Origin of the sequence: Ochrobactrum sp. WV_118_8 (genome assembly GCF_039631535.1) — a bacterium.
In the GTDB taxonomy this organism is placed as follows: domain Bacteria; phylum Pseudomonadota; class Alphaproteobacteria; order Rhizobiales; family Rhizobiaceae; genus Brucella; species Brucella anthropi.
In genome coordinates this window covers 1965677-1990318 of record NZ_JBDIUZ010000001.1, presented here as the reverse complement: position 1 = coordinate 1990318, position 24642 = coordinate 1965677, and the positions used below count along the sequence as shown (strand labels likewise).

Here is a 24642-nt window from a genome sequence, read left to right as displayed (position 1 = left end):
AGAACTAGCGTCCGATCATCTGGCGTGCGATGATCACACGCATGATCTCGTTCGTACCTTCGAGGATCTGGTGTACGCGCAGATCGCGGACAAGCTTTTCGATCCCGTATTCGTGCAGATAGCCGTAGCCGCCGAAGAGCTGCAGCGCTTCGTTCGCCACATTGAAACCCGTGTCAGTGACAAAGCGCTTGGCCATTGCCGACCATTTGCCCGCATCGTGGGTTTTGCGATCAAGCTTGCTGGCAGCGGAGTAAAGAAGAAGGCGTGACGCGGAGAGTTCCGTCTCCATGTCCGCCAGGCGGAATTGCAGCGCTTGAAAACGGTCAATTGTCTGACCGAAGGCTTTGCGCTGGCTGCAATATTCCAGTGACTTGTTGAGCGCCGATTGTGCGCCGCCGAGCGAACAGGCAGCAATATTGAGCCGACCGCCGTCAAGCCCGGCCATCGCTATGCGAAAACCCGTTCCTTCATCACCGAGAAGGTTTTCAGCCGGGACGCGACAATTGTCGAAAATGACGGTTCTTGTCGGTTGTGCGTTCCAGCCCATCTTGAATTCATTTGCGCCAAACGAAAGGCCGGGTGCATCTTTTGGCACAACGATGGTGGAAATCCCCTTGGGGCCGTCCTCGCCGGTACGCACCATCGTCACATAGACATCCGTGGCGCCTGCACCGGAAATGAACTGCTTGGAACCATTGAGGATATAATGATCGCCATCGCGTGTAGCGCGTGTTCTGAGCGCCGCCGCATCCGAACCCGATCCGGGCTCCGTCAGGCAGTAGCTGGCAAGCCATTCCATTGACGTGAGCTTTGGCAAAAAGCGCAGGCGCTGTTCGTCATTGCCGAAAGTGTCGATCATCCATGCGGCCATGTTGTGGATGGAGACGAAAGCCGAGAATGAAGGGCATGCAGTTGCCAGTGCTTCAAAAATGAGCACTGCGTCGAGCCGCTTCAGCGCCGAGCCGCCCACATCTTCACGCACATAAATGCCGCCCATGCCGAGCGGTCCGGTCTCTTGCAATATGTCGACGGGGAAATGCTTGTCGCGATCCCATTGCAATGCATGCGGGGCAACGCGATCACTGGCGAAGGCTCGCGCCATATCCTGAATGGCAAGCTGATCTTCGTTCAGCTCGTACTGGTTCTGGTCGGCAGCATCCATGGTTTCCTCCCTGTAGCACCGCACCTTGTCACCGGACTAGATCATAACCGTGTGAGACTGCCAACGCTCCATTGGAATAATGTTGCTCACATTTGTAATAAACTGATGCGCATTTTTGCATAGACGCTCGCCGATGGAGGTCCCGTTGCCAGAAAGTTCAGTTTAAGCTACGCAGCAGTCCATGGCACGCGCAATCATGTTTCAGGGAACGGGTTCAGACGTCGGCAAAAGTGTTCTTGTTGCCGGATTATGCCGGGTTGCGCGCAATCGCGGCCTGAATGTTCGGCCGTTTAAGCCGCAAAACATGTCCAACAATGCGGCGGTCAGCGACGACGGCGGCGAAATTGGTCGGGCGCAGTGGCTGCAGGCGCTGGCTTGCGGTGTGTCGTCGTCTGTCCATATGAATCCGGTACTCCTCAAACCGCAGACTGACATGGGTAGTCAGGTTGTCGTGCAGGGACAAGTGCGAGGCGAGGCGCGCGGGCGCTATTATCAGGAATTGAAGCCACAACTTATGGCGGCTGTCATGGAATCTTTCGCCAAGGTCAGCGAAGGCGTGGACCTTGTGCTGGTGGAAGGGGCAGGGTCACCGGCTGAAATCAATCTCCGGGCCGGTGATATCGCCAATATGGGGTTTGCCACACAGGCCGATGTCCCGGTTGTTCTGGTCGGTGACATAGACAGAGGTGGCGTGATTGCGTCTCTCGTCGGCACGCACACTATTCTGTCCGAACAGGACCGCGCCATGGTTCGCGGATTTCTGATCAACAAGTTCCGGGGCGATATTTCGCTTTTTGATGACGGGCTGGCTGCCATTACCCGGTTTTCCGGCTGGCGCTCTTTCGGCGTTGTCCCGTGGCTGAAAGCGGTATCGCGATTACCAGCCGAAGATTCTGTCGTTCTTGAGCGTGCTGTACGCGGAGACAAGAAGCCGCTTGTGGTTGCTGTGCCGATGTTGCCGCGCATCGCCAACTTCGATGATCTTGATCCGCTAAAGGCTGAACCGGATGTAGAAGTGGTCATGGTGCCGCCTGGTTCGAGCATTCCCGGCGATGCGGGCCTTGTCGTTCTGCCGGGGACAAAGTCCACGATAGCCGATATGCAGGCGGTTCGGGACAATGGCTGGGATCGCCAATTATCTGCCCACGTGAAACGAGGCGGTCATGTGCTTGGTATCTGCGGCGGGTTCCAGATGCTTGGTCGCCACATCAGCGATCCTGCTGGTATCGAGGGGCATGTACGCGACATTGATGGTCTTGGGCTGCTCGATATCGAAACGGTGATGGAACCTGAAAAAGTGGTCCGCAACGTGCAGGCGACCGCGCTTCTCCATAATGTGCCGCTGGAAGGTTATGAAATCCATATCGGACGAACGACCGGACCGGATATGGGGCGGCCTTTCGCCCGAATTGGCGAGCATGACGATGGAGCCATATCGCCAGATGGGCACATAATGGGAACTTACCTCCACGGTGTTTTCAATGCAGACGAATTTCGCCGGAGATTTCTGGAGGATCTTGGTGTGCGTAGCAGTTCAGTAAACTATCGCGCTGGCGTTGAGGCTGCATTGGATGAGCTGGCCGAAGGGCTGGACGCATGTCTCGATATCGATGCACTGTTTAACTTGAAATGAGGTCGTCAATCATCGGTCGCGATTGACGACGATGGGGCGAAAGCCTAGTGTCGAAACCATGCAACAGGTTTTTGCCGGGACGAATCCCGGCAATACCAAAAAGGGAATGCGACGGACGGACCCAATCCGGGCGTCTTTATCGCAGCCGACCCCGCGACTGTAGAGCGGAGAGGGATGAGGCAAGCCGGGCAACCGGTAACCACTGGAGGCTGTAAAGCTTCTGGGAAGGTAGTTTCAATCCCCGTGACCCGTGAGCCAGGAGACCTGCCTGCTGCGTGAGGGCATTGAGCCCGAGCCCCATGGGAGGTTTTTCCCTGCTGCCTGCACGGAGGTTGTCATGGCTGCACGTACTCAAAATTCTGTTTCCAGCACACTCGCAATGCCGCTCGCTGCTCGTCTGGGCACGGCTGTGGTTTCACTGCTTCTCGGCGCGTTCCTGATCTACGGCGTAGGGCTTGCCCATTCTGATACGTTGCACGATTCAGCGCACGATACGCGCCATTCCTATGGTTTTCCCTGCCACTGAGCAGTTTAACATCTTTCGGAATTGAAGCTGAGCAAAGCTCGATGGTGGACGGCCATCGGCGCGAAATTGCTATTGAGGGACAGAAATGTTGATCCGTTATTTGTTGGCGACGCTTGCTGCGGGGCTTCTGGCCGGGCTGCTGGTTACTCCCGCCATGTATTTGAAGACAGTGCCTTTGATCCTGCAGGCCGAAACCTATGAAGATGCTGGCGGTGGCCATAGTCACGGCGAGGCGGAAGCCACACCGCATGATCATGGCGCCGCTGCCGAAAGTGCCGAGGAAGAAGGGGCTGAACTACCATTTGGGCGGTTGGGCAATACGATCCTTGCCAATCTCGTAGCAGGTGCAGGTTTTGCCTTGCTGCTTGGTGGCGTGGCCTTGCTTCTCGGACGCCGCATTACGGTGCAGAATGGGATTTATTGGGGCGTTGCCGGTTTCTTCGCGGTCGCGTTTCTACCCGCGTTGGGCTTATCACCCGAATTACCGGCAATGCCTGCGGCTGATCTGGCTGAACGTCAGCTCTGGTGGCTCGCTACCGTGGTGCTGAGCGGTTTAGGCCTCTATCTCATCGTGTTGCGCCAGGAAATCTGGGCAAAGGCCCTCGGTCTGGTGCTGATCGTGGCGCCGCATCTTTATGGTGCTCCGCATCCCGAAGACATCTCGTCACCGATTCCATCACTGCTTGCTTCGCAATATGCGGTCGCATCGCTGGCGACGAACCTGTTCATGTGGGCCGTGATCGGCCTCGCACTTGGCTGGTTCATCCAGCACTACGCATCGTCCGAGATTGAGGGCTGATGAAAATGGCTTCGCCGGGAAAATCGGTTCTGGTTCTTGGCGGAGCCCGTTCGGGTAAGTCGTCCTATGCCGAGAAGATGGTTGAGTCCTCGGGGCTTCAGCCGCTCTATCTGGCAACAGGACGCGCCTTCGACAAGGAAATGGAAAACCGCATTGCCATTCATCGCGACCGACGTGGTTCCGAATGGCAGACGGTGGAGGAGCCACTCGATCTGATCGGTGCACTGACATTGAATGCTGCTACGGATCGGTTCGTGCTGGTCGATTGCCTGACCCTGTGGTTGACCAATCTGATGATGGCCGAGCGCGATATAACGACAGAGACGGCAAGTCTTGTCGCCATGCTGCCGAATCTTGCCGGGCCTGTGGTTTTTGTTTCGAGCGAAGTTGGACTTGGGATCGTGCCTGAAAATCGCATGGCACGGGAATTTCGCGATCATGCAGGCTTTCTGCATCAGGCAGTGGCCGCGATTGCGGATGAAGTTTATTTCATGGCGGCAGGGTTGCCGCTCAGGATGAAGGGATAAATCGATGCAGGGACAGAAAATTCCCGCAACAGTCATCACGGGTTTTCTCGGATCGGGCAAAACGACGATGATCCGCAACCTGTTGGAAAACGCCAATGGAAAACGCATTGCGTTGATCATCAATGAGTTCGGCGACCTCGGTGTCGATGGCGGTATTCTGAAAGGTTGCGGTATCGAGACTTGCCGCGAAGAAGACGTGATCGAACTCAATAATGGTTGCATCTGCTGCACCGTTGCCGATGATTTTATCCCGACCATGACCAGGCTTCTGGACCGCGCTGATCGCCCCGATCATATCGTGATCGAGACGTCCGGTTTGGCCTTGCCGCAGCCGCTGGTCGCGGCATTCAACTGGCCGGAAATCAAGACGCAGGTGACGGTCGATGGCGTGGTGACGGTGATCGACGCCGCCGCCGTCGCGGAGGGGCGTTTTGCCGATGATCACGACAGGGTGGATGCGCAGCGGGCGGCGGACGAATCTCTTGATCATGAAAGCCCCTTAGAAGAACTTTTTGAGGATCAGATTCATGCAGCCGATCTGATTGTTCTCAACAAGGCCGATCTGATTGACGCCTCGATGCTCGACGGTGTTAAGGCCGATGTGGCCGAGCGTTCGTCGCGCCGGGTGAATATGGTTCCTGCGAGCTTTGGCAAGCTTGGGGTTGACGTTCTGCTCGGCCTTGGCGTTGGCACGGAAGACGACATCGCCAACCGCAAATCCCACCATGAAATCCATCATGCGGATGGACACGAGCACGATCATGACGAGTTCGAGAGCTTCGTGGTCGAAGCGGGCTCTGTGGCGGATCCCAAGCTATTCACGGAAAAGCTGAAAGCAGTCATCGCGGAACACGATATTCTTCGCCTGAAAGGCTTTGTCGATGTGCCGGGCAAGCCGATGCGTCTGGTCGTTCAGGCGGTCGGTTCGCGTATCGAACATTACTTTGACCGTCCATGGGGCAAGGATGAAACGCGCTCTACGCGGTTGGTTGTGATCGGGCTGCATGACATCGATGAAGCAGCCATTGCCAAGGCCGTGAAAGACGCTGTCTGACCGATGCATCTTCTTCTTGCCCAGAAAGGAACAATCAGCGACGGCAATGAGGCTGTCGATCTCGGCCAGACGCCGGGAGAGATATTGTTCCTTTCCGCCGCCGATACGGAACTGGCCAGTCTGGCGCAGGCACACAGACTTGCGCCGGATTTGCCAAGCTTGCGACTGGCCAATTTCCTGAGTCTCACCCATCCCATGTCGGTGGACGCTTATGTGGAGCGTACTGCCAGATATGCGAGCCTCATCGTGGTGCGCATCATTGGCGGCGAGACATACTGGCCTTACGGGTTAGAAGCGCTGCATGCTTGCGCACTCAATCACGGTATCAAGATTGCCGTATTGCCGGGAGACGACAAGCCGGATCATGGGCTGGACCGGTTTTCAACGATCTCTGCGCACGAGCGAAATGAACTCTGGCAGTATCTGATCGAGGGCGGGGCTGTGAATGCCGGCGCATTCCTTCACTACTGCGCTGCGCTGATTGCGGGTTCCGAGAAGCCTGAAAGTGCTGCACCTCTGCTCAAGGCTGGTCTGTGGTGGCCGGGAGAGCATGTCTCCTCGCTGGATAGTATTCGCACGCACTGGAGCGATGCAAAAGCACCTGTCGCTGGCATTATTTTCTATCGGGCGCTGGTGCAAAGCGGACAGACGCAGCCCGTCGATGCGCTGATTGCTGCTTTGCAGGCAAAAGGTCTCAATCCGCTTCCGATATTCGTTTCGAGCCTCAAGGATCGATTGTCTGCCGCAGTCGTCGACGGTCTGTTCGAGGATTGTCCGCTGGATATCGTTTTGAATGCCACGGGGTTTGCAATTTCTTCGCCGGGGGCGGAGCGCAAGCCGACTGTCCTCGACAAGCGCGGCAATATGGTGTTGCAGGTGATTTTCTCCGGCACACCGAAGGCAGTTTGGGAAACGTCACAGCAGGGCATGTTGGCGCGCGATCTGGCGATGAATGTCGCTTTGCCCGAAGTGGACGGGCGTGTGCTTTCGCGTGCCGTGTCCTTCAAGTCGGCAAAACAGTTTGATTCGGCAGTGGAAGCGAATATCGTGACGCACGAGCCGCATGAAAACCGCGTGGGTTTTGTGGCGCAGCTCGCTGCAAACTGGGCGCGGTTGAAGCGGAAATCGCCCAATGACAGACGTGTTGCGCTTATCCTTGCGAATTATCCGAACCGCGACGGGCGGCTCGGAAACGGGGTAGGGCTCGATACGCCAGCCGGAACGGTTGAAGTACTGCACGCCATGGCGAAGGGCGGCTATCCCGTCGCTGACCTGCCCGTGGACGGTGATGCATTGATGCGTGCGTTGACGGCAGGCCCGACCAATGCTGCGCGTGACGGACGTGAGGTTCGCGAAACGATTTCACTGAATCAATACAAGGCTTTCTTCAAAAGACTTCCCATTGCGATTCAGAAAGAAATCGAAGAGCGTTGGGGGGCGCCGGAAGATGACCCTTATTTTGCGCAGGAGCTTGTCGCTTTCGCATTGCCGTTGATGCGGCTGGGCGAAACTTTTGTCGGTATCCAGCCTGCACGGGGCTACAATATCGACCCGAAAGAGACTTATCACTCGCCTGATCTGGTGCCGCCGCACGGTTATATTGCCTTCTACGCTTTTCTGCGCGAGGTCGCCGGCATCGATGCCATTGTGCATATGGGCAAACATGGAAATCTGGAATGGCTGCCAGGGAAGGCGCTTGCGCTGTCCGAAAACTGCTACCCCGAGGCCGTGTTCGGTCCTACACCGCATATCTATCCTTTCATCGTGAATGATCCGGGCGAAGGCACGCAGGCCAAGCGTCGCGCCAGCGCGGTTATTATCGACCACCTGACGCCGCCGCTGACGCGCGCTGAAAGTTATGGGCCGTTGAAAGACCTTGAAGCGCTGGTGGACGAATATTACGAGGCCTCCGGCGTCGATCCGCGCCGCCTGCTCAGACTGAAAGGACAGATACTCGATCTCGTGCGCGACATCGGGCTTGATCGCGATGCGGGCATTCACGATCATGACGATGAAGACATGGCGCTGCAAAAGCTCGACGCCTATCTCTGTGATCTCAAGGAAATGCAGATACGCGACGGTCTGCATATTTTCGGGCTGGCGCCTGAAGGCAGGTTGCTAACCGATCTTCTGGTTGCGCTGGCACGTGTGCCACGTGGCGTGCCGGTTTCGCTTGGCGGTGCGCCGGGAGATCAAAGTCTCCAGCGTGCAATCGCTGCGGATTGCGGGCTTGGCGAAACATTCGATCCGCTGGACTGCAATATGGCAGAGGCGTGGACAGGTGCCAAACCGGAACTCTTGCTGGCTGCGAGCCCTGCAACATGGCGCATTGCGGGCGATACGGTGGAGCGTATCGAACTGCTGGCAGCCAGCTTTGTTGCAGGCGCGATAGAGTGCCCCGTAGACTGGCCGCAGACGCAGGCGGTTCTCCAATCCATCGAGGGGCATCTGCGCCCCATGGTGGTTTCCTGTGGGCCTTCGGAAATAGATGGATTTCTTGCCGCACTTGGCGGGCGGTTTGTGCCGCCGGGACCATCCGGTGCACCGACACGCGGCCGTCCCGATGTGCTGCCAACCGGTCGCAATTTCTTCTCTACTGATAGTCGCGCCGTTCCCACTCCGGCAGCATGGGAACTGGGACGCAAATCGGCGGAGCTCCTGATTACCCGTTATACGCAGGATCACGGTGAATGGCCGACATCGTTCGGCCTAACCGCGTGGGGTACATCGAATATGCGCACCGGCGGTGATGATATTGCGCAGGCTTTGGCGCTGATCGGCGTCAAGCCGGTCTGGGATATGGCGTCCCGCCGGGTAACCGGATACGAAATTGTTCCGATTGCAAAGCTTGGCCGTCCACGTGTCGATGTGACATTGCGCATTTCCGGCTTTTTCCGCGACGCGTTTCCAGAACAGATTGCATTGTTCGACAAGGCCGTGCGTGCAGTAGGCGCTCTTGATGAGGATGCCGAAGACAATCCAATCGCAGCACGCATGCGGATTGAGCAAGCGCGCCTCGTTGCAGAAGGGGCAGACGAAAAGACTGCGGAGCGGCGTGCAGGCTATCGTGTCTTCGGGGCCAAACCCGGCGCTTATGGAGCAGGCCTGCAGGCATTGATCGACGAGAACGGCTGGGCGGGACGCAACGATCTGGCGGAAGCCTGGCTTGTCTGGGGCGGTTACGCCTATGGCGCAGGCGAGGAAGGGCAGGCTGAGCGCGGCCTTCTCGAAGAACAGCTGCGTTCGGTTCAGGCTGTTGTGCAAAATCAGGACAATCGTGAGCACGACCTTCTCGATAGCGACGATTACTACCAGTTCGAAGGTGGGATGGCTGCGACCGTTGAAAGTTTGAGTGGCGCAATGCCCGCAGTTTATCATAACGACCATTCCCGCCCGGAAAAGCCGGTGATCCGTGCGCTGGAAGAAGAACTTTCGCGCGTCGTACGCGGTCGCGCAGCCAACCCCAAATGGATCGCAGGCGTCATGCGCCACGGCTATAAGGGTGCGGCAGAGATTGCGGCAACTGTCGACTATCTGTTCGCCTTCGCGGCGACCACCGGCAAGGTTGGGAACCATCATTTCGAGGCGGTCTATCAGGCTTATATCGCCGACAAGTCGGTGCATGATTTCATGGCCGAGAAAAACCCGGCAGCACTTGTCGAGACGGCAGCGAAACTCAACGATGCTATCTTGCGCGGCTTCTGGACGCCTCGCTCCAACTCTGCGCGGTTCGAGCTGGAAACATTGAGTTCAAATCTTCAAAAATTGAATCCGGAAAGGGCGGTAAATGGCTGAGAAATCGGAAAAACTTCTTTCGATGACGGAAGAGGAACTGAATGCACGCCATGCGGACAAGATGCGCAAGAAGAAAGCTGCCCGCGACAAGATTCAGGTGACAAAGACTGAAGAAAAAGGGCTGGTGATCGTCCATACCGGTAAAGGCAAGGGCAAGTCGACTGCCGGTTTCGGGATGGTTTTCCGTGCGCTGGGTCACGGAATGAAAATCGGCGTCGTGCAGTTCGTCAAAGGCTCGTGGGACACGGGTGAGCGCTGGGTGCTCGAAAAGTTCCCCGAACAGGTGACTATTTCAGCGCTAGGCGAAGGCTTTACCTGGGAGACTCAGGACCGGACGCGAGATATCGCCATGGCGCGTGGGGCATGGGAACAAGCCAAAGCCATGATATTGGATGAAAGCTACGATATGGTGCTTTGTGATGAGCTGAATATCGTGCTTCGCTACGATTATCTGCCGGTCGAGGAAGTGATCGAGGTTCTCGAAGCCAAGCCGGAGATGAAGCATGTCATCATTACCGGTCGCAATGCCAAGGACGAGCTGATTGAAGCGGCCGACCTCGTGACGGAGATGGAAATGATAAAGCATCCATTCCGCTCTGGTGTGAAGGCACAGAAGGGTATTGAGTTTTGATGATTGCTAGCTGGCAATTCTGGGCACTGATGTCGGCGGTGTTTGCCGCATTGACCGCCATCTTCGCCAAGGTTGGTATTCAGGGCATCAATTCTGATTTCGCCACGCTCGTGCGCACGCTGGTCATCATTGGCGCGTTGTGCCTGTTCCTGACCGTTACCGGCCAATGGCAGAAACCCGGCGAGATTTCCGGAAAGTCGTGGCTGTTTCTGGTGCTTTCAGGTCTGGCGACCGGTGCTTCGTGGCTTGCCTATTTCCGGGCCTTGCAGATCGGGGATGCATCGCGCGTCGCGCCGATTGATAAATTGTCGGTTGTGCTGGTGGCACTGTTCGGTGCGGCATTCCTTGGCGAGCGCATGTCCACCCTCAACTGGTTTGGCATTCTGCTTATCGGCTGCGGCGTGGTGCTGGTAGCGCTTCGGATTTAAAAGCCAACCCACTGGCGCAGCGGATTGGTTCCGTCCATCAAAAGGCGAACTGCCAGCGCCAGGCTGACAACGATCAAAAGCGGTTTGATAATGCGTGAGCCGACCTTCATGGCGAGGCTTGCGCCAATCTGTGCGCCGATAAACTGGGCGACGCCCATACAGATACCGATCTTCCAGTTGATGACGCCGACAGCGGCAAAGGTTGCAAAGCCGCCGACATTGGACGCGCAGTTGAGAAGTTTCGTATGGGCCGTAGCTTTCAGCACACCGAAACCGGCCAGTGCCACGAATGCGAGCATGAAGAACGATCCGGTTCCGGGACCAAAGAGGCCATCGTAAAATCCGATCAGCGGAACGAGTGTTACGCCGAAAAGAAACGGGCCGATACGTCGCGCACGATCAACATCGCCAAGACTCGGCTTGATGGCAAAATAAACCGCAATCGCGATGAGGAGGATTGGCAGCGCTGCACGCATGATGTCGACCGGCAGAACCGTTGCGAGTAAAGCGCCGAACACTGAGCCGATGAGCGATGCAAGTGCTTCAGGCCACTGTTCCTTGATGTTTACATGCCCTTTGCGCGCATAGGCGATGGTTGCCGATGACGAGCCGAACAAGCCTTGCAGCTTGTTCGTGCCAAGCGCTTCAACGGGTGGAACTCCGGCCAGCAACAAGGCGGGAATTGTAATCATTCCGCCACCACCGGCGATGGAATCGATGATCCCGGCGATGAATGCCGCAGCCGTCAGGAGCAGGGTAAGCGTATCGAAAAATTCAAGCATCGGGGAAGCCCAAGGGAGAGGTGGGCGCAACATAGAGCAGCTGCTTTCCTAACGCTAGTCGGACAAGGATAATCTCCGAAGAAAGCCAGTGCGTTGAGCGAGATTGTTTTCCGGTGTATCCGGCGTTATTCATTATATCCAGGCTGAAAGTTTTGAGGGGTTCCATGAGCGAGAGCATCTTTGAGCGGATTACCGCTTTTCTCAGCAAGAAGAGCGCCGTGCAGCGCGTGGCCGATGATCCGGCGCTCGCTTCTGAACTGCTTTTGCTGTTGCATGTGGTGTTTGCCGATGGCGACCAGCATCCGGCTGAAATAGCGGCGTTCAAGGAAATTGCCGAAAGGAATTTTGGCATTCCGCCGGAAGAGCTTCCGGAAGTGGCCGAGTATCTCAAGGATTTCGCCTACGAGACCACAACCAAGCAAGCTGCCAACATGCTGGCCGAGATGGCACCGGATCGCCGTTTGGCGCTGCTTAGTGACCTCGTAAAGATTGCCTGTTCCGATCACCGGCTCGACCGTTCCGAGGCAACGATGATCCAGCGCATTGCCGATACACTCGGCGTCAAGCCGGAAGAGCTGCACAAAGCACGCCAGTCGTCTCCCTGTGGGTTCTAGAAACTACAGCACAGTCCTCGGCATGGGCGGTTCGTCCGGCGTGACATTCGATGAGCTTTTGGCTTTGGCCGATCAGGTGTTGTCACAAGGCTGCTGTTCGCGGCCTGACGCTATCGCAACTTTGAACACCAAGTGTGGCGAGCTCGCATGGAACGAGCTTGCAGCGCACTATGAATGTGCGCTTTGTTTCTTCGATGCCGAGCGGCTGGAAAAGGAAACTCCGCGTCTCGAAAACCCATCGGAGACTGTTCTCGAGGCAGTTGGATGTCATGGTGTCGCTGAAGCGGCTGCGCTTGCTGCCACCGGTCCGAATGGCTTTCTTGTGGTCGAAAAGACCGTATCAGGCCGGGCAACTGCCGCATTGGCTGTCGCCCGGTCCTGACTTCGGATTATGCGGTAATAGTCTTACGTCGCTGAATAATGTAGGCCACGAGCGTAGCGATCGAAAGCAGAGTTGCGGTCGCTGTGATGACGGCAACATAAGCACTCTCAAAAGCCGCCGATGCCAGTGCCGTCAGAGTTTGTGCATCTGCTGGCGGTAGGGATTGAGCTGCCAGAAGCGCTTCGTCCAGACTGTCGCGCACGATTGCGGGAATACCTGCGCCTTCAGGGATCACAAGGCTTGCCGTGTAGAATACGGACAGAATGCTTCCGAAAACCGTAACGCCGAGAGCGTTGCCGAGTTCAAAGGAAACTTCTTCAACGGAAGCTGCCATGCCTGCCTTTTCAACCGGTGCATTGGTCATGATTGCCGACGATGCACCTGTCATGGCAGCTCCCACGCCGAAGCCGAGAATCGCAAGCCCGACCAGATAGAACGATGCCGAAGTCTTGTAAGTCAGAATGTAGACAATAACGCCAAGTGCTGTGATCCCCAGCGACGACCACAGAAGCTTGCCGGTACCAAGGCGCGGGAGCATGATGCCAGCGAGCGGCCCTGCAACGAAAGCGGCCAGAGGAATAGGCAGGATTGATAATCCGGCATGCAAGGGTGTCATGCCTTCGATCAGCTGCATGCGCTGGCTGAAGACGAGCTCCATCCCCGTCATTGAACCGGACGCCACCAGAGCTGCGAAAACACCCATCGAAAACAGCTTGTTGTTGAACAGAGAGAAGTCGATCAGCGGTGCTTCGCTTGCGAGCTGCCTGCGCACGAAGATGAATGATGCGACCAACCCGATTGCCAGCGCGGCTGTAAATACAGTCATGGACGCATCGCGCTTTGCGAGTTCCTTCACGGCATAGGTGAGTGCAATCAATCCAACCATAATCTGGATCGAACCGATCAAATCCCATTTGCGCTTGGAGCCGAGCGGACGGTTTTCAAGTGTGAAGACGGAGAGTGACAGCGCAACCAGTACGACGGGTACGTTGATAAGGAAGACCGATCCCCACCAGAAATATTCCAGCAGAACGCCGCCTGCCACAGGGCCGATGGCGGCGCCGCCTGATGCAATAGCCGCCCAGATGCCGATTGCAAGCGAGCGTTCCTTGTCATCGGTGAACGTCAACCGAATGATAGAGAGCGTTGCGGGCATCATCATGGCTGCGCCGCAAGCGAGAAATGCGCGAGCGGCAATAAGGAATTCCGGGTTTGGCGAGTAGGCCGCGCAGAATGAGGCAAGTCCGAAGACTGCGAGTCCAGACATGAACATGCGCTTGTGGCCGACCTTGTCGCCAAGCGTGCCTAGGCCGGGCAGGAGTCCTGCAACGACGAGCGGATAGATGTTCATGATCCAGAGCTTTTCGGAAGCGCTGGCCGCGAGATCGTGGGTGAGGCGGGGTAGCGCCGTATAAAGCACCGTCATGTCCACGACGATCAGAAACAATGCGCTGGAAACAATGGTCAGAACCAGCCAGCGATTTTTCGGCAACATTGGATAGCACCTTTTCAATACGCTTGTATTCAAACTTGCGAGGAGGGCTCACTTAATATAAATCCGTCTGTATGGAAAGTGAAAATTTGCACAAAATAGGCAGGCCGCGCTCAATCGACCGTGACCATGTGCTCGATATGGCTGAAAAGCTCGTCGCCGAAGGTGGGCTGGCGGCCCTCACCATGGATGCCGTCGCACAGGCTTCTGGTGTGACCAAAGGGGGCGTTCAGTATTGCTTCGGCAATAAGGACGGGCTTTTGAAAGCGATGATCGGGCGGTGGGGCGACCGTTTCGACGCACAGGTCGACAAGAAAAAGCAAGGCCGCATGGACGCGCTTTCTCATATTGCCGCCCATATTCGCGTGACCCGCGAAAGCGATGCCGAAGACGACTCGCGCTTTGCGGCCATGATGACCAGTCTCATTCCCAACACCGAACATCTGGATGAAACCCGTCTCTGGTATCGCAAGCAATGGGATGGGCTTGACGTCTCCACACCGGAAGGGCGCAGGACTCGGCTGGCCTTCATAGCCAATGAAGGTGCATTCCTGTTGCGCAGCTTCAATTTCTTCGAACTGACGGACGAAGAATGGCAGTCGATCTTCAACGATATCGAAGAGCTTCTGCCGGAAACGGATTGACTTTCGACGCCACGGAAAGTCATGTCCGCGGTTCAGGAAGGGTAAATCGTGACTGTTCATTTCATTGGAGCCGGCCCCGGCGCGGCGGATCTTATCACCGTGCGCGGTCTGCGCCTCATCGAGCAATGTCCTGTCTGCATCTATGCGGGCTCGCTGGTGCCGAAGGAGGTTGTTGCCGGAGCACCGAAGGATGTGCGTCTGGTCGACAGTTCATCGCTAACGCTGGACGAGATTATCGCTGAGATGGAAGCAGCACATATGCAAGGCCTCGACGTTGCGCGAGTGCATTCGGGCGACCCGTCGATTTATGGCGCTATGGCCGAACAGATGCGTCGGCTGGACAGTCTAGGCATTCCATATGATGTGACGCCGGGGGTGCCAGCTTTTGCAGCCGCTGCCGCTGCCATGAAGCAGGAACTGACCATTCCCGAGGTCAATCAGACAATCATCCTGACCCGTACCTCGATGAAATCGTCTGCTATGCCTGAAGGCGAAGACCTTACCACACTCGGGCGGTCGGGTGCGACGCTGGTGATCCATCTTTCCATCCGGAACCTCAACAAAATCGAGGCCGAGCTGACACCTCTTTACGGTGCTGATTGTCCGGTGGTTATCGCCTATCGCGTTGGATGGCCTGATGAACAAATTCTACGCGGTACGCTGTCAGATATAGCGGAGAAGGTGGCTGCATCCGGGTTGAAACGTACGGCAATGATTTTTGTCGGGCGCGGACTGGACCCTAAAAGCTTTCGCGATTCAGCGCTTTACCATGAAGCGCACAGCCACGCGGCGCGTTCAAAAACCTAGTGCTTTGCGGGCGAATATGATTGCCTCTTCTGGCGAGGTGACAACGTTTCTGGCCGCAACCGGTGGACGGGAAATCATCATGACCGGAAGTCCCAGTGCACGGGCAGCCTCGATTTTTGCATAGGAAATGGTGCCGCCCGAGTTGCGGCTGACGATCAGCCCGATCCGGTGGTTTTCCAGAAAACGCTTCTCCGCAGCGTAATCGCCGGGTCTCGCCAGAACGATTTCGCAATCCTGTGGTAGTGTCACATCCGGTGGATCGATCATGCGGATGATGAAATAAACATCAGCGCGCTCCGCGAAAGGCGCGATGTGCTGGCGACCGAGCGCCAGAAATACACTCTCACCGGATGGGATAGCATTTACTGCTTCGGCTTCATCGGAAATATTGATCCAGCGGTCGCCCGGCTTTTCCTCCCAGGCGGGGCGCTCCAGCCTCACCAATGATATGCTGCGCTTGCCTGCCGCCTGCATTGCATTTTGCGAGATACGTGCGGCATAGGGATGGGTCGCGTCAATGATGAGGTCTATCCGTTCTTCGTCGAGATAGGCAGCAAGACCATCAACACCTCCGAAGCCACCGCTTCGAACCGTTCCGGTCAGTTTGGCTGGATTGCTGGTACGCCCGGCAAGCGAGGTAATGGCATTGACGGGCAGCCCTGCGAAGGCCGTTGCAAGTGCCGCAGCCTCGGTCGTTCCGCCGAGAATGAGTATCTTGGGGTCAGACGCGCGCAAGGATATTCCCACTGCGATCAGTTACGATAATCTCGACTGCGACCGGCGCGCCGCGAAGGGTTTCGAGCGCTGTTTCTTTCGCCTTGAGCGCAATTGGCGTGGCTATGTCGAGCCCGATTGATTGAGTCAGTTCAAGCACTTCCAGCGCAGTGTTCGCAAAGAGAATCTGATCCTTCATGCTTTCCGGCGCGCCAGCCTTTTCGGCGAGGGTCCAAAGGAAACTCTTGTCCACTTGCGACCGTGAAGAATGGAGGTCGAGCGCACCTTGCGCAAGCTTCGTCAGCTTGGCGAAACCGCCTGCGATCGTAAGTTTGTCGATAGGATGCTCGCGCAGATATTTGAGCACACCGCCAGCGAAATCGCCCATGTCGAGAATGGCAAAATCGGGCAGATCATAGAGCGCCTGCGCAGCATCCTCGGACGTCGAACCTGTCGCGCCGAGGACATGTTTCTGCCCGGCTGCGCGGGCAACGTCGATGCCGCGATGGATCGAATGTATCCAGGCTGAACAGGAAAATGGGTGGACCACACCAGTGGTGCCGAGAATGGAAATACCGCCGACGATACCGAGACGCGGGTTCCATGTCTTTTTGGCAATCTCTTCGCCGCCGGGCACCGATATCGTAATGACGATATCCGCGGGCAGGCCGTATTCGGCGCAAATCTGCTCGCAGATTTCGGTCATCATACGACGCGGGACCGGATTGATGGCAGCTTCACCCGGAGGAATCTGCAAGCCGAGCCGCGTAACTGTGCCAACGCCTTCACCTGCACGAAAGACGACGCCGGTTCCGGGTGGGGCCGGGAATACGGTAGAGATGATCGTGGCACCATGGGTCACGTCGGGATCGTCGCCGGCATCCTTGACGATGCCTGCCATCGCATAGCCATCGCCCAGCCCTTCATAGGCGAGCTGGAAATAGGGTACTTCCCCCTTGGGCAGAATTATACCGACGGGATCAGGAAATTCACCGGTAATAAGCGCCGTCAATGCCGCCTTGGTGGCAGCGGTTGCGCAGGCGCCCGTGGTCCAGCCGCGGCGGAGTTCGGCTTTTTCCTGACTTTTATTCGTTGGAGCGGTTTCGTCATTCATGGACGCCTTATAATGTATCTGATAGCTGTGCCGCCAGATAGAATAGTGGTTGATGAAAATGAACAAGGCTGAAGAAACGGCTGCATGTGTCATTGCGAGGAGCAAAGTGACCTTGCCTGCGATGGAACCCGGCCATGTCTGGCTCGTTGGGGCCGGGCCGGGCGATCCCGGTCTTTTGACGCTTCACGCTGTCAACGCCTTACAGCAGGCAGATGTCATCGTTTACGACGCGCTGGTGGATGATGCCTGCCTGTCTCTCAAGAATGCGGATGCTGTTCTGGAATATGCAGGCAAGCGCGGCGGCAAGCCTTCGCCAAAACAGCGTGATATATCCCTGCGGCTTGTTGAACTTGCAAAATCGGGAAAGAAGGTGCTGCGCCTGAAAGGCGGTGATCCGTTCGTATTCGGACGGGGAGCAGAAGAGGCGCTGACCTTGGTGGAGCATGGCATTCCGTTTCGCATCGTTCCCGGAGTGACTGCCGGAATTGGCGGCCTCGCCTATGCGGGTATTGCCGCCACCCATCGCGATATCAATCAATCGGTGACCTTTCTGACCGGTCACGATGCCAGCGGCTCGATACCTGACGGGATCAACTGGACTGGCATCGCCAAGTCTGCGCCGGTTATCGTCATGTATATGGCGATGAAACATATAGACCTTATCGCCAGGCGGCTGATCGAGGCTGGGCGTTCGCCGGATGAGCCTGTCGCCTTCGTGTGCAATGCAAGCCTCCCCAACCAGACCGTGCTTGAAACGACATTGGCGCGGGCTGCAAAAGATGTTGAAGCGGCGGGGCTGAACCCGCCTGCCATTGTGGTCGTAGGTGAAGTGGTTCGTCTGCGCGCCGGGCTGGATTGGATGGGTGCGTTGAACGGTAAAATCCTGTCCAGCGATCCGCTTGCCAGACGAAATCAAAATGAGGGAGTGAGAAGCGCATGAAGGGGTTCATGATAGCAGCGCCGGCTTCCGGGTCTGGCAAGACAACGGTAACGCTGGGTTTGCTGCGCGCCCTGAAACGGCGGGGAGAAGCGCTTGCGCCGGTCAAGGCCGGTCCCGACTATATCGACCCCGCCTACCACAAGGCTGCAAGCGGGGTGGATTGCTTCAATCTGGACCCTTGGGCGATGCGCCCTGAACTTATCAGTGCACTGTCCTCCCGCATGACGGAAAGTGGTGCCAAGCTATTGGTTGCCGAGGGCATGATGGGGCTCTTTGACGGAGCGATGGACGGCAAGGGTTCATCTGCCGATCTTGCCCGGCTTCTCGATCTGCCGGTGGTGCTGGTGGTGGATTGTGCCCGGCAATCACATTCCATTGCCGCTCTTGTCTGGGGTTTCAGCCAGTTTCGCAAGGATGTGCTGATTGCGGGCATCATCCTCAATCGCGTTGGCAGCTCCCGGCATGAGGCTATGTTACGCGGCGCATTGGAGCCGCTCCGTATTCCGGTTCTTGGTGCATTGCCCCGCGATACTGCTCTTTCCTTGCCGGAAAGGCACCTGGGGCTGGTGCAGGCGGGCGAGCACTCTGATCTTGAGAGCTTTCTCGAACACGCTGCAGATGCAATGGAAACGCATATCGATCTCGATGCGTTACAAACGATCTGGTCGCGACCGAAGCGCTTCGATGCGATGGCCAATGTGCCGCGCCTGAAGCCGCTGGGCAACCACATTGCCGTTGCCCGCGATGACGCATTTGCCTTTGCCTATGCGCATTTGTTTGAAGGCTGGCGCAGGCGAGGGGTGGAGATTTCATTCTTCTCACCGCTCGACGATGAGTCTCCGAGACAGGATGCCGATGCAATCTATCTGCCGGGCGGCTATCCTGAATTGCATGCAGGGCGTTTGGCGCAGGCAGGACGTTTTCAGGCGGGCATAAGCGAAGCTGCAGCCCGTGGGGTAACAGTTTACGGCGAATGTGGTGGCTACATGGTTCTCGGCGAAAGCTTGCAGGATGCAGAGGGTGTCACACACCCGATGCTGGATCTTCTGCCGCTCGAAACGAGCTTTGCAAAAAGAAAGCTGCATCTCGGCTACCGCATGCTGGAACCGCTTGAAGGCTCGCCATGGACTGAGACATTGAACGCGCATGAGTTTCACTATGCCAGCATCGTGCGTGAAGGAAAGGCTGATCGTCTTTTCCGTGTGCGTGATGCTGTCGGCGACGATGTTGGCGAGGCAGGCCTGAGAGTCGGCTCCGTTTCAGGCTCGTTCATGCATGTCATCGATTTTTGCGGAGAGAAAGCTTGAGTGCAGAAATCGAGCATGGCGGCGCGCTCGACAAGGCCGTCGCGCGTTTTGGTGGCAGGCCGCAAGACTGGCTCGACCTTTCGACGGGCATCAATCCAGAGCATTTTCCGCTTCCCGAACTGACACCTGAAATCTGGAACCGTCTGCCTGATGAAGGATTGTTACAGGAAACGTTGCGACTGGCCCGCAGCTATTATCGGCTGAACGAGAAAGCACCGATCGTTGCAGCGCCGGGCACGCAGGCTTTGATCCAGCTCGTTCCAACGCTGATCGCGCCGTCGACGGTAGCCATCCTCGGACCGACCTATCAGGAACACGCTGCTTCGTTCGCCGCTTCCGGCTGGAAGGTTGTGCAATGTGTGACGCTTGATGAAATTCCGAGTGAGGCAACAGCGGCAGTCATCGTTAATCCGAACAATCCAGACGGTCGCGTGATTTCGAAAGAGGCTCTCCTGCAACTTGCACAGAAACTCGGTGCTCGCGGGGGCTTTCTGGTTGTTGATGAGGCGTTCGCCGACGCGCATGAGGCCGTCACCATTGCGGCAAATGCAGAAGATGCACCGATGATCGTGCTGAAATCCTTCGGCAAGTTTTTCGGGCTTGCTGGCGTTCGTCTGGGCTTTGCAATTACAGGCGGTCGTTTTGTTGAAGCGTTGGAGCGGCGGCTTGGACCATGGGCGGTTTCTGGCCCGGCACTGGCAATCGCCAATCATGCTTTCAGCGATGCCGGAACGCTTGCGGATTATCGCACACGTATTGATCTGCGGCGGGCGGAATTGTCGGCTGTTCTGGACAAAAGCGGTCTGAGGGAAATTGGCGGCACGGCGTTGTTTTCTCTCGTCGAACACGCGGATGCAATCGGGATTTACACCAGATTGTGCGAGAGACATATTCTGATCCGGAAATTCGATTACGCCCCGCGCTGGTTGCGCATTGGTTTGCCTTTGGATGATGTGGCGCTTGTGCGGTTCGAAAAGGCGTTGAAATTTTGATTCAGTTTTTCTGGTCAAGCTCATGGAAATAAAGCTGATTATTCTTTCGCTGGCGCTTCTTCTGGATCGCTTTGTCGGCGACCCGCCGCAGCTATGGCAGAAGGTGCCGCACCCCGTCGTCCTGTTCGGGAAAGCAATTTCGTGGGGCGAAAAGCGCTGGAACAATCGCAATCTCTCTGCCTCGGTGCTTCGCCGAAACGGCATGTGGCTGACGATCGGGCTGGTGATGGGCTGTGTGGTTCTGGGGCTCATCCTTGAACTCTCGTTACCCTTCGCCGGGACTGCCGGTGCAGTTGCCGAAATCCTGATCGTGACGGTGCTGCTTGCACAGAAAAGCCTTGCCGATCATGTGCAGGCGGTTGCACTGGCATTGCGTGAGGAAGGGATCGAAGGCGGTCGTCGGGCTGTGTCGATGATCGTCGGGCGCAATCCCGAACATCTCGATGAAGGCGGTGTCAGTCGTGCAGCGATAGAAAGCCTCGCGGAAAACGCTTCAGATGGTATCGTTGCACCTGCGTTCTGGTTTCTGGTCGGTGGGTTACCCGGTTTGTTCGCCTACAAGCTGATCAATACCGCTGATTCCATGATCGGCCATCTGAATGATCGCTATCGTGACTTTGGTCGTTTTGCCGCAAAGCTGGACGATGTCGCTAATTATATCCCAGCCAGACTGACCGGACTGCTCGCCTCCCTTGCCACCGCGATCACGAAAGACAGGCTTTCAGGCAAAGAAGCGTTTTCCGTCATGCGCCGTGATGCACGTCTACATCGCTCGCCCAATGCTGGCTGGCCGGAATCGGCTTTTGCAGGCGGGCTGGGGCTGGCGCTTGCCGGTCCGCGCCAATATGGGGCGGAGAAAGTCGAAGGGCCGATGCTGAATGCATCCGGCAAGCGCGACGCCAACGCTGATGATATCGATGCCGCGCTTCATCTTTTCTGGTCGACGATGAGCCTGATGACCGGACTGGTGATTGCTGCGAGCCTGATTGGGCTACTTGTCGGCTAGCACGAACCGCTTGCCATCGAAACGCTGCAGGCGGTTCGGGTTGTCGGTTCGGACACCATTGCCATCGAACTTGATCGAGCCAAGAACGGTTTCAAAGGAATTATTGCGGAGTGTGTCGATAATCGGCAGCTTCTGCTCGTCGGCACGCTTGATCACATCCGCAGGGATTTCCGCACTGGCATAACCAATGATTGCATAGGCGTCTGCAAGTTTCCCGGCCTGACGCAATGCATCGATTGCTGGCTTTGCCGTCGAGAGTTCCTGCGGACGGAGCGGGGCAATCATCAACGTGCCTTGACTTAAGGGCTGTGTGCCAGGTGCTGCGTCAAGAAGGCTGCCGCCAGCAATCGTCAGGGAATAGTTGAGCGCGGCAGCGCTTGCGCCTATAGCGGCGATATCGTCGCGCTCACCGCCGACATAAACATGGGTAGCGCCTGCGCGCCGCAACCGGGCGACCAGAGCATTCTGGTTATCGAGACCCGGTCGGTAGGTGTCTGTGAAAACCGGCTGTAGTTGTTGCTCTTTAAGGCTGGCTAAAACGCGTGCAGCTCGTTCACGTCCTTCGATGGTGCCATCATCGATGATTGCGAAAGATTGCGCGCGCCAAAGGCTGCCAAGGAAGCTCCCGGTTGCCTGCGTTTCCTTGTCTAGGCCGGTTGCAAGACGGAATACCGCCATCGGCGCGGGCGCACGTCTTTCAGTTAGCGTGGCTTCGCTGACGCCTGATGTCACAACAGGTATGTTGCTGGCTGCGAGAACCGGAAGTGCTGCTTCAAGTGCTTCCGGGCACAGAAAGCCGGTGACGACCCGGACGTTTTCCTTGACGAAGCGTTCTGCGGCTTCCTTGCCGCCTTCAGCATCGCAGCGATCATCGAAAATAACGAGTTCTGCGCCTTTTGCCGTGGCGGCTACACGAGCGCCTTCCGCCAGCTGATTGCCCAATGGAGCGAACGTTCCGGACAGCGGTGCTGCGAGCCCGACGCGCATATCCTCCGCCTGCGCCAGTACTGAACTGGCAAGCAGTATAAGGATGATACTTGTCAGCGCTGCGGTCGGACGTTTCCCAAGCTCGATCACGTGATCCGTCTTCATTAAACAATTCGTGGCATTTTCAACGAAAAGTGGGTAGCTGTTTCCTGGCCTTTGTGCAATGCCCGTTATGTGGGCCCGTTATTTGGGCTCGTTATGCGGACTTGTTACCAGGGTAGCTGGCTTCAGATAACATGCCATAGGGCGAGACGGATTCTGTTGGACGTGCAAACGATTAAGAACATCATTTCAAGTGCAGCTTCGGTGGAATCCAAGTCCTATCGGGATGCCATGAGTCATTACGCCGGCGCAGTACAGATCGTCACGACTGCCGGTAGTGCGGGAAGGCGTGGTCTGACGCTGACGGCGGCCTGTTCGGTTTCGGATAATCCGCCGACGATCCTAATTTGCCTGCAAAAGATTCATGAAGAAAACCGGCTGTTCATCGAAAACGGCGTGTTCGCCGTCAACACGCTCGCGGGGTCGCACCAACAGCTCGCAGACGCTTTTTCGGGCCGTATCGGCCTGACCCAGGACGAGCGGTTCGAACTGGCGCGCTGGGATGTTCAGGTGACCGGAGCACCCATATTGCAGGGTGCACTTGCTGCTTTCGATTGCCGGGTGGTCAGCGTGCAGGATCACTCCACGCATCACGTCCTTTTCGGGGAAGTCGTGGGCCTGCGGTCCAAAGCCGAGGACGAGGCGCTGGTCTATCTCAACAGGCGCTATCATACGCTGGAGCTGTAATCCGATGAGCCATAGAATGTTGAAGCATGGAATAGGTGGCCTGTTTGGGGCATTGTTTCTGTTTTCAACTGTGATGGCATCCGGGGCAGCGTCTTTGCCGCCATACAAGGACGATTATTTCGCCTATCCCGGCATTATCAGCAGCGCTGACAATGGTGATTACAAGGTTATCGATTACAACGAGATGCGCGATATCAACGGGCGCGATGCGGTGCCTGAAAAGCGCGTGAAAGATGCCTATGTCTCGCTGAAGGCGCGCGCTTACCAGAAGGACGTTACCTTTCAGACTGCTGCCGGACCGGTGAAGGCCATGACAGCAGGCAAGCGCGAAGGCGCGTCCTTTATCGTCATCTACCTGCATGGTAGGGGTGGTAATCGCCTGCAAGGTATGAATGATTTTACCTTTGGCGGCAATTTCAACCGTGTGAAGAATCTCGCGGCACTGAATGGCGGTCTCTATATCACGCCGGATTTCAAGGATTTTGCCGATGCGGGTGAGGCGCAGATTGCCGGATTGATCGAAGCAGCCAAGGCATCATCACCGAGCGCTCCGTTGATCCTGTCCTGCGGCTCGCAAGGCGGAACACTATGCTGGCGCATAGCGGCTAATGAAAAGGTGGGGAACCAGCTCGCAGGACTTATTCTGCTCGGCTCGCTTTGGGATGACGGATTTTTCAAGTCACCCGCATTCAAGAAACGTGTGCCGATCTTCTTCGGACATGGCAGCCGTGATCCGGTTTTTGCAATCGACAAGCAGGAAGCCTTCTATCGCGAGATACGCAAGCGCGCGCCGGGTTATCCGGTCCAGTTCCGGCGTTTCGAAAGTGGTAATCACGGCACGCCGATCCGCATGTCCGACTGGCGCGAGATGCTGAACTGGATTCTAGCAAAACAGTGATGCCAGACTGTGGATGCGAATCGAAATTCTGGCAATGTGACCTTCCTGCCACTCGACAATCGAGCAAAACCGAATAGTTATCGAACTTAAAATTTTACCTACTCAGCAGATCCTATGAGGTAGATCATGTACGGACGCGCCCGCACCGGAGCCCGTTTTCTAGCCATTGCCATGTTGGCCCCGCTTGCCGCTGCCTGCACGACGACTGTACCAACCACGACGGCGACGCCGGGCAAGACCGATGCCCCGATCAGCGCGCCGACGATTTCGATGCCTCGCTTCACGCCGACGGCTTATGTCGATCCGGCGCTCGCGCAGCCGTGCATCACTGCCGCTGCCAACAAGTATTTCCTGCCGGAACACGCTATCTCTGCCATCAACTCCCGTCCGGGTGCAGCAGGCGGCACCGATGTCGATCTCAAGGTTGATCTGCGTACCGCTGTTTGCCAGCTGACCGCCAAGGGCGGTGTGCGCGCTGTTATCGATACGTCGCCGAAGAGCGCCGATCAGGTTGCAGCTGAAGCGGCAGCAGCCAAGGCCGATGCAGCCGCCGCTGCCCAGCCGAAAAAGGCTAAGGCGAAGAAGAACTGATTCAACAATCAGGGATAACACATGAAAA

General features: G+C 56.8%; 25 protein-coding genes and 1 riboswitch. Of the genes, 19 read left to right on the top strand and 6 right to left on the bottom strand.

The window, feature by feature from the left end; genetic code table 11:
- Nucleotides 1–4 precede the first annotated feature (4 nt).
- The gene (locus tag ABDF71_RS09675) at nt 5–1162 is read right to left on the bottom strand and encodes an isobutyryl-CoA dehydrogenase (protein WP_151615709.1); all 1158 of its coding nucleotides are present in this window, start codon (nt 1160–1162) and stop codon (nt 5–7) included.
- 181 nt (nt 1163–1343) lie between these two features.
- Here ABDF71_RS09675 and ABDF71_RS09670 point away from each other — a divergent pair, with 181 nt between their 5' ends.
- From ABDF71_RS09670 to ABDF71_RS09635, 8 genes are all read left to right on the top strand, one after another.
- A complete protein-coding gene (locus ABDF71_RS09670) occupies nt 1344–2795 on the top strand; it encodes a cobyric acid synthase (RefSeq protein WP_500061491.1) in 1452 nt (483 codons plus the stop codon).
- A gap of 48 nt (nt 2796–2843) precedes the next feature.
- Nucleotides 2844–3081: riboswitch (cobalamin riboswitch) on the top strand.
- Between the two features lie 51 nt (nt 3082–3132).
- Nucleotides 3133–3321 (top strand): CbtB domain-containing protein, encoded by a 189-nt coding sequence (locus ABDF71_RS09665; RefSeq protein ID WP_006467114.1) that lies wholly within the window; start codon nt 3133–3135, stop codon nt 3319–3321.
- A gap of 85 nt (nt 3322–3406) precedes the next feature.
- Entirely contained in the window at nt 3407–4120 is a 714-nt protein-coding gene (locus ABDF71_RS09660) for a CbtA family protein (RefSeq protein ID WP_029928923.1), read from the top strand.
- Nucleotides 4121–4125: 5 nt separating this feature from the next.
- Nucleotides 4126–4647: a bifunctional adenosylcobinamide kinase/adenosylcobinamide-phosphate guanylyltransferase gene (cobU, locus tag ABDF71_RS09655; protein WP_029928921.1), complete on the top strand. Its 522-nt coding sequence runs from the start codon at nt 4126–4128 to the stop codon at nt 4645–4647.
- Between the two features lie 4 nt (nt 4648–4651).
- Nucleotides 4652–5701, top strand: a complete 1050-nt coding sequence (gene cobW / locus ABDF71_RS09650; RefSeq protein ID WP_029928919.1) for a cobalamin biosynthesis protein CobW — start codon at nt 4652–4654, stop codon at nt 5699–5701.
- A 3-nt stretch (nt 5702–5704) separates the two neighbouring features.
- Nucleotides 5705–9496, top strand: a complete 3792-nt coding sequence (gene cobN / locus ABDF71_RS09645) for a cobaltochelatase subunit CobN (RefSeq protein ID WP_500061490.1) — start codon at nt 5705–5707, stop codon at nt 9494–9496.
- The gene (cobO, locus tag ABDF71_RS09640; protein ID WP_500061489.1) at nt 9489–10127 is read left to right on the top strand and encodes a cob(I)yrinic acid a,c-diamide adenosyltransferase; all 639 of its coding nucleotides are present in this window, start codon (nt 9489–9491) and stop codon (nt 10125–10127) included. Before cobN ends, cobO begins: the two co-directional genes overlap by 8 nt.
- Complete coding sequence (locus ABDF71_RS09635; RefSeq protein WP_012091859.1) at nt 10127–10555, top strand: EamA family transporter; 429 nt, start codon at nt 10127–10129, stop codon at nt 10553–10555. The genes cobO and ABDF71_RS09635 overlap by 1 nt, the downstream gene beginning before the upstream one ends.
- On the opposite strand, the gene ABDF71_RS09630 is transcribed toward ABDF71_RS09635, so the two are convergent.
- Nucleotides 10552–11337, bottom strand: coding sequence for a TSUP family transporter (locus tag ABDF71_RS09630; protein WP_029928915.1), 786 nt, complete (start codon nt 11335–11337; stop codon nt 10552–10554). The two genes, ABDF71_RS09635 and ABDF71_RS09630, sit on opposite strands and share 4 nt — an antisense overlap.
- Nucleotides 11338–11501: 164 nt before the next feature.
- On the opposite strand from ABDF71_RS09630, the gene ABDF71_RS09625 reads away from it, so the two are divergent.
- Together ABDF71_RS09625 and ABDF71_RS09620 are read left to right on the top strand one after the other, a co-directional pair.
- Entirely contained in the window at nt 11502–11951 is a 450-nt protein-coding gene (locus ABDF71_RS09625) for a tellurite resistance TerB family protein (protein ID WP_010659842.1), read from the top strand.
- 22 nt (nt 11952–11973) lie between these two features.
- Nucleotides 11974–12333, top strand: a complete 360-nt coding sequence (locus ABDF71_RS09620; protein ID WP_437260038.1) for a cobalamin biosynthesis protein — start codon at nt 11974–11976, stop codon at nt 12331–12333.
- Nucleotides 12334–12340: 7 nt separating this feature from the next.
- Here ABDF71_RS09620 and ABDF71_RS09615 read toward each other — a convergent pair whose 3' ends face one another.
- Nucleotides 12341–13828, bottom strand: a complete 1488-nt coding sequence (locus ABDF71_RS09615; protein ID WP_437260039.1) for an MFS transporter — start codon at nt 13826–13828, stop codon at nt 12341–12343.
- 86 nt (nt 13829–13914) lie between these two features.
- Here ABDF71_RS09615 and ABDF71_RS09610 point away from each other — a divergent pair, with 86 nt between their 5' ends.
- A complete protein-coding gene (locus tag ABDF71_RS09610; protein ID WP_437260040.1) occupies nt 13915–14469 on the top strand; it encodes a TetR/AcrR family transcriptional regulator in 555 nt (184 codons plus the stop codon).
- 48 nt (nt 14470–14517) lie between these two features.
- A complete protein-coding gene (gene cobM, locus ABDF71_RS09605; RefSeq protein ID WP_437260041.1) occupies nt 14518–15276 on the top strand; it encodes a precorrin-4 C(11)-methyltransferase in 759 nt (252 codons plus the stop codon).
- Here cobM and ABDF71_RS09600 read toward each other — a convergent pair.
- Together ABDF71_RS09600 and ABDF71_RS09595 are read right to left on the bottom strand one after the other, a co-directional pair.
- Nucleotides 15265–16011, bottom strand: a complete 747-nt coding sequence (locus ABDF71_RS09600) for a cobalt-precorrin-6A reductase (RefSeq protein ID WP_500061488.1) — start codon at nt 16009–16011, stop codon at nt 15265–15267. The genes cobM and ABDF71_RS09600 overlap by 12 nt on opposite strands.
- Nucleotides 15998–17104 (bottom strand): cobalt-precorrin-5B (C(1))-methyltransferase, encoded by a 1107-nt coding sequence (locus ABDF71_RS09595; protein ID WP_375849760.1) that lies wholly within the window; start codon nt 17102–17104, stop codon nt 15998–16000. Before ABDF71_RS09595 ends, ABDF71_RS09600 begins: the two co-directional genes overlap by 14 nt.
- 58 nt (nt 17105–17162) lie before the next feature.
- Here ABDF71_RS09595 and cobA point away from each other — a divergent pair, with 58 nt between their 5' ends.
- The 4 genes from cobA to cbiB are packed head-to-tail and all read left to right on the top strand — an operon-like array spanning nt 17163 to nt 21349.
- On the top strand, nt 17163–18044 hold the full coding sequence (cobA, locus tag ABDF71_RS09590; protein WP_500061487.1) for a uroporphyrinogen-III C-methyltransferase: 882 nt from the start codon (nt 17163–17165) through the stop codon (nt 18042–18044).
- Complete coding sequence (locus tag ABDF71_RS09585) at nt 18041–19351, top strand: cobyrinic acid a,c-diamide synthase CobB (RefSeq protein ID WP_500061486.1); 1311 nt, start codon at nt 18041–18043, stop codon at nt 19349–19351. Before cobA ends, ABDF71_RS09585 begins: the two co-directional genes overlap by 4 nt.
- Nucleotides 19348–20343 carry a threonine-phosphate decarboxylase CobD gene (gene cobD / locus ABDF71_RS09580; RefSeq protein ID WP_500061485.1) on the top strand — a complete coding sequence of 332 codons (996 nt, stop codon included), beginning with the start codon at nt 19348–19350 and terminating at the stop codon, nt 20341–20343. Before ABDF71_RS09585 ends, cobD begins: the two co-directional genes overlap by 4 nt.
- 22 nt (nt 20344–20365) lie before the next feature.
- The gene (gene cbiB, locus ABDF71_RS09575; RefSeq protein WP_437260046.1) at nt 20366–21349 is read left to right on the top strand and encodes an adenosylcobinamide-phosphate synthase CbiB; all 984 of its coding nucleotides are present in this window, start codon (nt 20366–20368) and stop codon (nt 21347–21349) included.
- On the opposite strand, the gene ABDF71_RS09570 is transcribed toward cbiB, so the two are convergent.
- Nucleotides 21335–22426, bottom strand: a complete 1092-nt coding sequence (locus tag ABDF71_RS09570; RefSeq protein ID WP_437260125.1) for a branched-chain amino acid ABC transporter substrate-binding protein — start codon at nt 22424–22426, stop codon at nt 21335–21337. The genes cbiB and ABDF71_RS09570 overlap by 15 nt on opposite strands.
- Before the next feature lie 177 nt (nt 22427–22603).
- Between ABDF71_RS09570 and ABDF71_RS09565 the strand changes: the two genes are divergently transcribed.
- From ABDF71_RS09565 to ABDF71_RS09555, 3 genes are all read left to right on the top strand, one after another.
- Nucleotides 22604–23125, top strand: coding sequence for a flavin reductase (locus tag ABDF71_RS09565; RefSeq protein ID WP_010659854.1), 522 nt, complete (start codon nt 22604–22606; stop codon nt 23123–23125).
- 4 nt (nt 23126–23129) lie between these two features.
- The gene (locus ABDF71_RS09560; protein WP_437260047.1) at nt 23130–24023 is read left to right on the top strand and encodes an alpha/beta hydrolase; all 894 of its coding nucleotides are present in this window, start codon (nt 23130–23132) and stop codon (nt 24021–24023) included.
- A gap of 126 nt (nt 24024–24149) precedes the next feature.
- Nucleotides 24150–24614 carry a hypothetical protein gene (locus ABDF71_RS09555; protein WP_010659856.1) on the top strand — a complete coding sequence of 155 codons (465 nt, stop codon included), beginning with the start codon at nt 24150–24152 and terminating at the stop codon, nt 24612–24614.
- The last annotated feature ends 28 nt before the right edge of the window (nt 24615–24642 follow it).